The sequence below is a fragment of the Streptomyces sp. NPDC001502 genome (genome assembly GCF_042894785.1).
GTDB classification, from domain to species: Bacteria; Actinomycetota; Actinomycetes; order Streptomycetales; family Streptomycetaceae; genus Streptomyces; species Streptomyces kutzneri.
On the sequence record NZ_JBIAVW010000003.1, the window covers coordinates 404,769 to 416,340 of the forward strand.

The 11,572-nt window shown below is 73.2% G+C and carries 9 protein-coding genes; 6 read left to right on the top strand and 3 right to left on the bottom strand.

The features are described from left to right. Positions 1-258: 258 nt before the first annotated feature. The gene (locus ACFY0D_RS06715) at positions 259-1,056 is read right to left on the bottom strand and encodes an SGNH/GDSL hydrolase family protein (protein WP_390797312.1); all 798 of its coding nucleotides are present in this window, start codon (positions 1,054-1,056) and stop codon (positions 259-261) included. Position 1,057: 1 nt separating this feature from the next. Continuing rightward, positions 1,058-1,786, bottom strand: a complete 729-nt coding sequence (locus ACFY0D_RS06720; RefSeq protein WP_390797313.1) for a hypothetical protein — start codon at positions 1,784-1,786, stop codon at positions 1,058-1,060. Positions 1,787-1,854: 68 nt separating this feature from the next. On the opposite strand from ACFY0D_RS06720, the gene ACFY0D_RS06725 reads away from it, so the two are divergent. Then, positions 1,855-2,388 (top strand): MarR family winged helix-turn-helix transcriptional regulator, encoded by a 534-nt coding sequence (locus tag ACFY0D_RS06725; RefSeq protein ID WP_390797314.1) that lies wholly within the window; start codon positions 1,855-1,857, stop codon positions 2,386-2,388. 288 nt (positions 2,389-2,676) lie between these two features. Here the strand turns inward: ACFY0D_RS06725 and ACFY0D_RS06730 are convergent, their stop codons facing one another. Then, complete coding sequence (locus ACFY0D_RS06730) at positions 2,677-4,371, bottom strand: AMP-binding protein (RefSeq protein WP_390797315.1); 1,695 nt, start codon at positions 4,369-4,371, stop codon at positions 2,677-2,679. A 265-nt stretch (positions 4,372-4,636) separates the two neighbouring features. Between ACFY0D_RS06730 and ACFY0D_RS06735 the strand changes: the two genes are divergently transcribed. The 5 genes from ACFY0D_RS06735 to ACFY0D_RS06755 all read left to right on the top strand — a co-directional run bounded on the left by ACFY0D_RS06735 (position 4,637) and on the right by ACFY0D_RS06755 (position 11,464). Then, positions 4,637-6,427 (top strand): stealth family protein, encoded by a 1,791-nt coding sequence (locus ACFY0D_RS06735; RefSeq protein ID WP_390797316.1) that lies wholly within the window; start codon positions 4,637-4,639, stop codon positions 6,425-6,427. A 141-nt stretch (positions 6,428-6,568) separates the two neighbouring features. After that, positions 6,569-7,114 carry an EF-hand domain-containing protein gene (locus ACFY0D_RS06740; RefSeq protein WP_390797317.1) on the top strand — a complete coding sequence of 182 codons (546 nt, stop codon included), beginning with the start codon at positions 6,569-6,571 and terminating at the stop codon, positions 7,112-7,114. A gap of 134 nt (positions 7,115-7,248) precedes the next feature. Continuing rightward, complete coding sequence (locus tag ACFY0D_RS06745; protein WP_390797318.1) at positions 7,249-8,394, top strand: glutamate--cysteine ligase; 1,146 nt, start codon at positions 7,249-7,251, stop codon at positions 8,392-8,394. Between the two features lie 312 nt (positions 8,395-8,706). Then, entirely contained in the window at positions 8,707-10,053 is a 1,347-nt protein-coding gene (locus ACFY0D_RS06750) for an MFS transporter (RefSeq protein ID WP_390797319.1), read from the top strand. Positions 10,054-10,156: 103 nt separating this feature from the next. After that, positions 10,157-11,464 carry a condensation domain-containing protein gene (locus tag ACFY0D_RS06755; RefSeq protein ID WP_390797320.1) on the top strand — a complete coding sequence of 436 codons (1,308 nt, stop codon included), beginning with the start codon at positions 10,157-10,159 and terminating at the stop codon, positions 11,462-11,464. Positions 11,465-11,572: the final 108 nt, after the last annotated feature.

Below are 11,572 nucleotides of genomic sequence, written 5' to 3' on the forward strand. Positions count from 1 at the left end.
GCTGGGTGCAGGTGAAGGTGCGGCGCCGCCGGCAGGACGGGGAGCGATGGACCGTCATGAGTGTTCTCCGGCCGCGCTGTTCGTGCCTGGGGTCCCACGTCGGTCACGCTAGAAAGCGGTTGTTACCCCGGGTGCGCGATGTGGTGAACACCATGTTGCTGGAGGCGATGTCGCCGCCTGCGCACGCCACGCGCGCGCAGGCCCCGCCACGGCCGGGACGGGAGGGGCCCGCGCTCCCGCGCGTGCGGCGCGGGACCCTCAGAGGCCGAGGGTCTCCAGCAGGGCTGCGGTGACCGCGCGTTGGCCGGACGGGGTGAGGTGGAGGCCGTCGGCCTCATGGTGGCCGCGCGCCGCGGGGCGTGTGTCGACCACCGGCTCCGGCCGGCCCAGCAGGAAGTCGGCCACGGCGTCCAGGTCCGCGTCGGACCAGCTCAGCCCGGCCCGCCGGAAGTGCTCGTACCGTTCCACGCGGCCGGGGTCCGTGCGCGTCGGGGTGAGCCAGACCCACCGGGCCCCCGTCCGGGCCACCGCCAGGTCGTGCAGGGCGCCCAGGTTGCGGCAGATCTCGGCGAAACCGACGAGCGGGGTGCTGTCGATGCGCTGTACGTCGTTCGCCCCGAGCATGCACAACACCCAGTCGGGCCGCCCGAATCCCAGCGCCGGCAGCTGCTGCGCCAGAGCCTGGGAGGTGGTGCTCCCCGATACGGCCAGGTTGGTGCACCGTACGCCCTCGGGGAGCAGGTGCCGCAGGATCTCGAACCAGGAGAGCCGGTCGGCGGTGGTGCTCTCGCCCAGGGCCACGACGTGCTGCCCCGGCCGGAACGGCAGTGCGGCGATCCGAGCGGTCGCCCCCGGTTCGGCCGACAGCGCGGCCGCCGCTTCCCGGTTGCGCTCCTCGAACTGCTCCAGCCGGCCCCGGTAGTCCCCGGCATCGGTCCCGAACAGGGCGGCCAGCACCGGCTCGTCGAGCGGGCCCAGGTGGCGCAGGAGCTTCTCCGGCTGGTGGAACCTCAGCAGGCGCTGCGCCTGGGCGGTGTTCCGGTCGGTGGTGGTCATCTCAGCCCTCCTCGGAGGCACGTACGCGGATACGGGCACGGTTGCGCGGCAGCAGGAAGCCCGCCGCGATCAGCCAGGCCAGCCCGGTGAAGCGGGCGACCGGCAGGAGCAGGGCGGCGTTCTCGGTCAGCAGGACGAGGGTGGCCAGCTCGGCGACGGCGGCCACGACGAGCCCCGCGACGGCCAGTGCCCGAGGCAGGAGACCGGCCAGCAGTCCGGGTACGGCGATCCCGGCGACGAGCAGGCCCAGCAGGACCACGTGTCCGGGGCCGCCCAGGCCGAACGCCAGGTACTGCAGGGCCCGTACGAGCTCGGGCCGTTGCGTCACCTCGGCGTGGGACAGGACCCAGGTGACCAGGCCGGAGCAGGCCAGGAACGCCGCGGCGAGCACCCCGCCCGCGAGGGCGATGGTGGCGCCGGGCGCCCGGACCCCGAGCCGGTTCAGGCGGGCGGAGACGGTCGCGGCGTAGATGGCCAGGGGGACGGCAGCGGCGAACTGCAGGGCCCCCGACACCCGGACCGCGTCCCCGTGGTCGCGGAAGTACGCGGTGATCGCGTCCGAGTCGCCGAACGGCGACGGGAACGGATCGCCGCCGGCCAGCACGGTGCTGAGGACGAGGCCGCCGAGGAACAGGGCGGTGAAGACCACGGCGAGGACACCGGGTGGCGGCCCGGACTGCGGGGTGGTGGTGCGGGTGTCGTGCGGGACACGGCTCTCGATCGTTTCCACGGCACAATCCGTTCTTGAGGAGAACGATTCACTTCGATGAATCATTTCGTGTCGCGTACGATAGCCGCGTGAACACCGCCCGGCAACCAGATCCCTCCGCGGCCCCGGTCCAGGCCGCGGCCCCGGCTCCGCGCGGAGCGGCCTTCCTCCTCGCCCAGATCGGTGCCCACGCCGCGGGGCGGTTCGCGGAACGCGTCGCCACCCTGGGGCTCACCCCCGCCGACGTCGGCCTGCTGCGGATGGTCGCCGGACAGCCCGGCCGCAGCCAGCGCGCTCTCGCCGAGGACCTGGGAGTCGTGCCCAGTCGCGTCGTCGCCCTGATCGACGTCCTGGAGGAGAAGCGGCTCGTCGAGCGGCGGCGCAGCGCCGAGGACCGCCGCAATTACGAACTGCACCTCACCCCCGGGGGGCGGCAGGCCCTCGGCGCGGTCTCCCGGGCGGCGGCCGCCCACGAGGACGACCTGTTGGCCGCCCTCGACCCCGACGGGCGGGCGCGGCTGCTGGAACTCCTCGAACGTGTCGCGGCGCAGCAGGAACTGACGCCGGGTGTGCACCCCGGCTACCGAACGCTCGGGAAGCCGGCGGCGAAGCGGAAGGGCTGAGGGCCGACGGGGGGCGTCACGGCCGGGCCGCGGGATGCGCGGCCATCCCGGACGGCGTCGTCCGGATCGTGGGCGCAGAGCCGTACCGGAACGCGGTCGGCGCCCAGACGGCCGGGGCCGTCGCCATCGCCGTCGGTGGCCGAACCGACCGGGCCTTCGGCGACGAGGGAGGGACGGGGAGGGACGACGGAAGGAGGACGGAGGGAGGAGAGAGGGGCGGGGAAGAAGGCTGCCGGGGAGCTGTCGGCGTCGCCCCCCCGGCGGGCCTCGGCCACCGCCCCGGCGGGGTCAGGCGCTGCCGGCCGCGGCCTCCTCCTCCAGCAGGCGGGTCGCCATCGCACGCATCTCGATCTTGCGGATCTTCCCGGTGACGGTCATCGGGAACTCCTTCACGACGTGGACGTAGCGGGGGATCTTGAAGTGGGCGAGCCGCCCCGCGCAGTACGCGCGCACAGCCTGCGCCGTCAGCGGCTCGGCCCCCTCACGCATCCGCACCCACGCCATCAGCTCCTCCCCGTACTTCTGGTCGGGCACCCCGATGACCTGCACGTCCATCACGTCCGGGTGGGCGTGGAGGAACTCCTCGATCTCGCGGGGGTAGAGGTTCTCGCCGCCGCGGATCACCATGTCCTTGATCCGGCCGGTGATGCTCAGGTAGCCGTCGCCGTCCATGACCGCCAGGTCGCCGGTGTGCATCCAGCCCTCCGGATCGACGGCCTCGGCGGTCTTCTCGGGCTCGCCCCAGTAGCCGAGCATCACCGAGTAGCCCCGGGTGCACAGTTCTCCCGGGGTGCCGCGCGGGACGGTCCGGCCGGACTGCGGATCGACCACCTTGACCTCCAGGTGCGGGCCGACCCGGCCCACCGTGGAGACCCGGCGCTCGACCGAGTCGTCCACACGGGTCTGCGTGGACACGGGAGAGGTCTCCGTCATGCCGTAGCAGATGGAGACCTCCGTCATCCCCATCCGCTCGATGACCTCGGTCATGACCTCCACCGGGCAGGGCGAACCCGCCATGATCCCGGTGCGCAGGCTCGACAGGTCGTACCCGTCGAACCCGGGGTCGGCCAGCTCGGCGATGAACATGGTGGGGACCCCGTACAGGGAGGTGCAGGCCTCCGCCTCCACCGCCGCCAGCGTCGCCGCCGGGTCGAAGGCGGGCGCGGGGATCACCATCGCCGCACCGTGGCTGGTGCAGGCGAGATTGCCCATCACCATCCCGAAACAGTGGTAGAAGGGGACCGGGATGCACACCCGGTCGCGCTCGTCGTATCCGCACAGCTCGCCCACGAAGAAACCGTTGTTGAGGATGTTGTGGTGCGAGAGGGTCGCCCCCTTGGGGAAGCCCGTGGTGCCCGAGGTGTACTGGATGTTGATCGGGTCGTCAGGGCTCAGCGCGGCCTGCGCCCGCGCCAGTACGGCCGGATCGGCCCCGCGCCCGCGGTCCAGCAGCTCGTCCCACCGCGGCCCGTCGAACAGGACGGTGAACTCCAGCCCCGGGCAGCGCGGCCGGACCTCCTCGATCATCGCCGCGTAGTCGGAGGTCTTGAAGCGCTCCGCCGCGACCAGCAGCCGGATGCCGGCCTGCCCGAGCGCGTACTCCAGCTCGTGGGAGCGGTACGCCGGGTTCACGGTGACCAGGATCGCCCCGATCTTCGCCGTGGCGTACTGCACCAGCGTCCACTCGGCGCGGTTGGGCGCCCAGATGCCGACGCGGTCGCCCCGGACGATCCCGAGGTCCAGCAGCCCCAGGGCGAGGGCGTCCACGTCGGCGGCCAGCTCCGCGTACGTCCACCGGCGGCCGGCGGCCACGTCCACGAGGGCGTCCCGGCCGGGGAAGCGCCGTACGGTCCGGTCGAGGTTGTCCCCGATCGTCTCGCGGAGCAGCGGGACTTCGGAACTTCCGGACGCACGACTCGACGCTACGGACACACGTACCTCCTGCACTCGCTGCGGCGATGACGGCCAACGCGCACCGCCCATGATCCCCTCCGGGCGGGCCGCGGCACCAGAGGTGCGGGGGAGTGGCCGGGCGGACCGTCGGCGCACCTGAGAATTGGCTGTGAGTCGGGACGGCGGCACTCACGACTCTTGCGTGAAAAGCGAACAACAGCAAAAGTGAGCGTGAACAAGGTATCCATCGTTGCCGCTGAGCGCGCCGCTCCTGCCCGGGACGCTCGGTCGACCGGCTGCAGCGCACCGGCACCCCACACCGAGGTCGTACATGCAGGGTGTCCACCGCCTTCCCATGCCCGCCGGGCTGCGCAGACTCGCCCGGACGCTGCGTCGACCCGGTGGCGTCCCGCCGCAGCCCGGTCCCGCAGCGCGGGAGCGCATCGGCGGCAGGACCCCTCCGTCCAGCGGGCTCACCTCCCGTGAGGAGGAGCTGCTGGCGACCGTGCCGGGGCTGATCCAGCACTGCGGCCGACTGGTGACCGTACGCGACGACCTCCTCCCCGCCGACGCCCGTGCCGCCAGTCTTCGGTCGGTCGCCGAGGCCCTGGAGGCTGCGGCCGTCCCCTACGGACTGGTCCCGGACGGGGGGCTCATCCACCGGGTGGCCATCGCGCCCGGCGACCGGGCCGCGGCTCTGAAGGCATGCGCCGCCGCCTTCACGGGGCTCCCCGTCTACGCGCGCCTGGTCACCGCCGACGGCGCCGCCGGGCACGTACTCGCCGAGGACCTCCCGGCGGCGGTCGAGTCCGTCGAGACCGGCAAGGACGGCAGGGATGGGAAGGAGCCGGCGCACACCGCCCGCGTGCGGGCCGTACGCGTCCACCGGCCGGTCATCACCTCCGGCCGGACCCTGAAGTACGGCCCCGAGACCGGCTGCGACCTGGAGTTCTGGGAGGTCCCCGACTCCGGCGAAGGCGCCCTCGCCGTGCTGCGCGAGACCCCGTACGGCTGGTGGGTCCCCTCCCTGGCCGCCTCCACCACCCGCCGCATCGACGACCGGGAGTACCCCGTCGTCGACTGCTTTTCGAGCCGGTTCCCCGACGACATCGACTTCCCGATCGACGCGGTGATCACCTGGGTGGACGCCGCCGACCCCGCCTGGCGCCACCGCCGGGACCGGGCCGCCGAGGCGGAGGCCGGTTCAGGTCACCCCTCCGAGATCGACGAGAGCGGCGGGATCGACCTCGCCGAGAACCGCTACCGCGACCGCGGCGAGCTCCGCTACTGCCTGCGCTCCATCGCCGCCTACGCGCCCTGGGTCCGGCGCATCTTCCTCGTCACCGACGACCAGGCCCCCGCCTGGCTCGCTGCCGACCATCCCCGCATCACGGTCGTCGACCATCGCGAGCTGTCCATGGAACCCGCGGCTCCCGCGGTGTTCAACTCCCACGCCATCGAGAGCCGGCTGCACCACATCCCCGGCCTGGCCGAGCACTTCCTCTACTTCAACGACGACATCTTCCTCGGCAGGCCCCAGCGTCCGCAGAACTACTTCCTGCCCTCCGGACTGGCCAAGGTCTTCCACGACTGGCGGGCGGTGGACCCGGGCAGCCGGGCCGGGGACGACGTGTTCACCTCGTCCCAGAAGGTCACCCGGCAGGCCGTCGAGGAGGCGATCGGCCGCACCTATCCCCACATCCTGGCGCACACGCCGTACCCCCTGACCCGGTCCGCCTTCGCCCGCGTCGAGGAATTGCTGCCCGGAAGGCTCGCCGTCACCGCCCGCTCCGTCTTCCGCAGCGCCGACGATCTCGCCCCGGTCACCCTCGCCTCCCACCTGGCGCTCGCCGAGGGGCGTGCCGTCGAAGGCGACCTCACGCACACCTACGTCAGCACCGCGCGCCGCTCCGAGATCGAGCGGCTGCCGGATCTGGCGGCCGAGCGCGGCCACGACGCCTTCTGCCTCGCGGACGACGAGGACCCGGACGGACCCGGCGAGGGCGGAGCCGGGGGCGGTCTGTCGGCGACGCAGCAGCACAACGTCGTCACGGCCTTCCTGGAGGCCTACTTCCCGGTGCCCTCCCCGTTCGAGCAACAGCGGCCGGTCCCGTCCGGGACCGGGCCCGCCCGGCTCAGCGACTGACCGCCCCGCCCCGGGGTGACACTTCGTGCACACGTGCCCGTGGGGGCCGGTGCGGCCACGGACCTATAGTTACGCGCTGCCGCCCCCGGTAGACGGTGGGCGGCAGTTCACGGTTCGGTTCGGCGTCGAGGGAGGCCGCTCGTGGCCAACGCGTTTCAGGAGCGCAAGCTCAGGGGGATGTTCGCCGCGTTCGACGCGGACGGCGACGGCTACCTGTGCGAGGAGGACTTCACGGCGCTGGTCGGCCGCTGGGGCCGGCTGCCGGGAGTGGAGCCCGGTACGGAGCTGCGGGCGCGGGTGGAGACGCTGCTGATGGGCTGGTGGGCGGCGCTGCTGGAGGCCGGTGACGCGAACGGCGACGGGGCGGTCGACATGGGCGAACTCCTCACCCTCGTCGACCGCCTGCCGACCGTGGTCGCGGACGTCACCGCCACCGCCGACACCGTCTTCGACGCGGTGGACAGCAACGCCGACGGCGTCATCTCGCCGGAGGACCACCGGCGACTCGTGGAGACCTGGAACGGCCGACCGGCCGACCTGGACGGCGTCTTCGAACTGCTCGACCCGGACGGCGCCGGCCACCTCAGCCGCGAGCGGTTCGCCCTCCTCTGGCGCCAGTTCTGGATCAGCGACGACCCCGCGGACCCGGGCAACCTGCTCTGCGGCCGGATCCCCGGCCCCCGCTGAGGAGCCCACACCCCCACCACCTGCGGTTCTGTAGACCCCCGGCCCGGCGGGTCTCCTTCCGCATATCCACGGCGGGCCCGGGCAGACGGTGACAACCGATCGGTGGACAGGACGACGAAGAGAGGGGCGATTGCATGCGAAGCGTCGGTGTGGAGGAAGAGCTGCTCCTGGCGGACGCGGACAGCGGGGAGCCGCTGGCCGTGTCGGGGGCGGTGCTCGCCGCAGCCGACCGTGCCGCGACCGCCGGTGAGGCGGACGGAAAGGACGCCGGCCACACCTTCGAGGCGGAGCTCCAGGAGGAGCAGGTCGAGTTCGGCACGAGACCGGTGACGGAGATGGGCGAGCTGCAGGAGGAGATCTTCCGGTGGCGCGCCGAGGCCGCCCGGCACGCCGCGGCGGCCGGCGCGGTCGTGGCGGCGATCGGCACGTCACCGCTGGCCGTCCGCCCTTCGATGTCCCCCGGACACCGCTACGAGTGGGTGTCGCGGCAGTTCGGCCTGACCGCGCAGGAGCAGCTGACCTGCGGCTGCCACGTCCATGTGTCGGTGGAGTCGGACGAGGAGGGCGTGGCCGTACTGGACCGCATCCGGCTCTGGCTGCCGGTACTGACCGCGATGAGCGCGAATTCCCCGTTCTGGCAGGGCGAGGACACCGGGTACGGCAGCTATCGCAGCCGGGTCTGGAACCGGCTGCCCGCGGCCGGGCCGGTGGACGTCTTCGGCTCCGCGGACCGCTACCACGCGGAGGTGCGGGCCATGGTCGAGTCGGGCGTGCTGCGCGACAAGGGGATGATCTGGTTCGACGCGCGGCTGTCCGCCTCCTATCCGACAGTGGAGGTCAGGGTGGCGGACGTGTGCCTCGACGCGTCGACCCCCGTCCTGCTGGCCGCCCTCGTACGCGCCCTGGTGGAGACCGCGGCCCGGGAGTGGCGAGCCGGCGAACCCCCGGCCAGGGTCAGCACCGGGCTGCTCCGGCTCGCGTCGTGGCAGGCGGGCCGCTCGGGACTCGACGGTCCGCTGTTGCACCCCGAGACGCTGCGCGAGACCGCGCCCGAGTCGGCCGTCGACGCGCTGTACCGGCACGTCGGCGACGCACTGGCCGACTCCGGCGACGAGGAACTCGTACGGGCCGGCATCGCCCGCCTCCTGGAGCACGGCAACGGAGCGCGCGTCCAGCGGAGCCTGCTGCGCTCGGAGGGAGACCTGGGCTCGGTCGTCCGGCACTGCGCGCGCCGGACCACGGCCGGCGCCGACCGGGCGGGTGGCGACGCGCGGGGCTGACGAGCAGGCGTCGGGGCGTTCATAGCTGACGGAACAGGTGCTTCCGCGGGAGCGTGATCATGGGGTGAGTCTTTTCGGTCAGAATGGAACCCATTACTCAGGGTAAGGGGAGCCGCTCGGCGCCTCCTTGTGCTCCCTGTCCTCCCTTGCCCCACCTGTCCCGCATTGCATGCACACCGGCAGGAATTCACGCGGCTGTACCCCGTGTAGCGCGAAGGATTTCCCGATCCGTGCCCACAACAGCGCAAAACAAGTCCGAAAGTGACAGGTTTGCTTTGACTGTTGAGCGATGGATCCGTGAATGTCGTTCACATGTCCGACACATCCCGAGCCGCCACCGGTGGCCCTATGCGCTTGCGCGACTTCCGACTGTTACTCGCGGGAGCTGCCACCGGACAGCTCGGTGCACAAGTGACACTGGTGGCGCTGCCCCTCGTGGCCGTCCTCGAACTCGACGCTCCCGCCTTCCAGGTGGGCCTCCTGACCGCTGCCGAGACCGCGGCCTTCCTGCTCGTCGGGCTGCCCGCCGGGGCCCTCACCGACCGCATGCGCAAGCGGCCCCTGATGATCCGCGCGGACCTGGTGCGCGCCGTGGCCATGGCAAGCATCCCCGTCGCCGCGCTCGCCGACGTCCTGACCATGGCCCAGCTCTACGTCGTCGCCCTCGTGACCGGCGTGGCGACCGTGTTCTTCGACGTCGCCCATCAGAGCTACCTGCCGCAGATCCTGCCCCGTGATCAACTCGTGGCCGGCAACGGCGCCCTGGAGACCGTCCGTTCCACCGCCCAGGTGACCGGCCCCGGTCTCGGCGGCGGACTGGTCCAGCTCGTCGGAGCGCAGTTCGCGGTCATCGTCGACGCCATCGGCTACGTGCTCTCCGCCCTCTTCCTCCTGCGCGTCGAGCGGACCGAGGAAGCGCCCGAACCCGCCGCCGCCGGAGGCTCCCTGCGCAAGGAGATCGGCGAGGGCGTCCGCTTCGTCTTCGGCCATCCGCTGCTCCGTGTCATCGCCCTCACGACCGGCCTCGCCAACTTCTCCACGGCCGTCCTGATGGCGACGCAGACCGTCCACCTCGTCCGTGTCGTCGGACTGGAGGCCGGCGGGCTCGGACTGGTGCTGTCCGCGTCGGCCGTGGGCGGTCTCCTGGGCGCCCTGTGCGCCGGGCGCCTCGCCGCCGGGCTGGGGCAGGCCCGGGTCATGCTCCTGTCCGTCCTCGTGACCGGCCCGTTCGCGCTGCTGTGGCCCCTGTCCGGGCACGGTGTCCCCGGGGCGGTCCTCTTCGCCGCCGGATCGGCGGTCGTCTCCTTCGGCGCCGTCGTCTACAACGTCGCCCAGGTCAGCTTCCGCCAAGGCATGTGCCCACCGCGGCTGCTCGGCCGGATGAACGCCACCCTGCGCTTCCTCATGTGGGGCACCCTGCCGCTCGGCGCGCTCCTCGGCGGAGCCCTCGCCCAGTCCTACGGTTCGCGCACGGCACTCGCCTGGTGCGCCGTCGGCATCCTTGCCGTACCGCTGCCGCTGGTGCTCTCCCCCCTGCGCCGGATGCGGGACCTGCCGGGGCCGCAGGACGACGGTGGCACGGGCGCCGACCACGGGACACCCCGGGACACGGCCTCCGCCGACGGCGACGAACGGCCGGCCCCCGCACCCACCGTCTGACCCTCGACCGACCACCGTACGGCGACCGGGGACGACCCCGGCGCGGGCACCGCCCGCCGCGCCACCCGTTCCGCGCGACCGCGGCCACGACGAAGAGGACCACGTGCCCAGCATCACGAGTCAGTACCTGGCCCGCTACCGGCGTCTCACCGACGGCCGGTCCGACACCCTGCTGCCGGTCACCGGAGCACAGCGCCGCTTCCTGCTGGTGCGTTCGCTGGACCCGTCGGGACGCCCCGACGTGGTGCCGATGTTCTTCGCGTTCCCGCACGGGAGCATCGACCCCGAACGCCTGCGGGCCGCGGCATCCCGGCTCGCCGCACGGCACACCGCCCTGCGCTCACGGCCCGCCGTCATCCGCGGCACCCCTGTCCTGCGCGTCGCCGGTCCGGACGTCGGTCTGACCCGGCCGGACCTCCTGCCGGGGGAGTCGCCCGCCGAGGCGCTCCGCCGCGCGCTGGACTCCTGGGATGCGCAGGGTCCCCCCTTGCGGCTCTTCCTCGTACACGATGCGGAGCGGGCGCAGGACGTTCTCGCCGTCGCCCTGGACCACGCCGTCTGCGACGGCCGGTCGCTGGCGCGGATCGTCGACGAACTCGGCGCCGCCTACAGCGAGGAGACCACCCCATCCCACGCGGCACCGGGGGAGACGGCAGCCGAACTCGCCGCCTACCAGGACGCGGTCCTGCGTCAACTCGCCGCCGAGGAACGGGCGGAGACGCCCGAAGCGGCCGCGTACTGGGCGGACCGGCTGCACGCGCTGCATGCCCACGCTCCGGCGCCCCGTCCGGCCCGCGTGCCCGAGGGCGCACGGCCCAGCGGCGCCGCTCAGGCCCGGCTGCCCGCGCACGACGGCGGGGTGTCCTTCCCCGGACTGCTCGACGCCTGCCGCTCCGCGGTCCGCGAGCTGTACGGCCCCGGCCGCGCCGTCCCGCTCGGCTACCCGTGGGGCGGCCGGCCCCCGGGAGCGGAGCCGGTCGTCGGATGCTTCCTCAACACCCTCGTCTTCCCGGCCGACACCGGACCCGGCACGGGACCCGGCCCGGGACCCGGCACGGAGGCGACGGCCGACGCGTGGTGGGACGACCTCGACCGGGCCGACGTACCGTTCGACGCGGTCGTGGCCGCGGTGCGGGCCGCCGGTTCGGGCTGGACCGGAGGCCTCGACGGACTGCTCACGGTGGACGACGACAGCCGTCGCCCGCCCCTGGTGCTCGCCGGTGTCGAGGGACGGGAGGTCCACGTCGACGGCCGACCGGTACGCGGACCCTTCGCCGTATCCGTCACCCAGGGCGCGGAGATCCGCCTGCGGATGGTCTGGGACCGGGCGGTACTCGACGACGAGACCGCGCACCGGGCCTTCGACGCGCTCACCCACGCGCTGCGCCCCTCGGAGCACACCGTGCAGTGACCCCGCCCCCGCGCCCCCGGGCTTCCCCACGGCATCCCCCCACGGCATCCCCCCCACGGCATCCCCCCACGAAGTCAGCGGCACCGCGCGACCCGCGTAGCCGCCCGC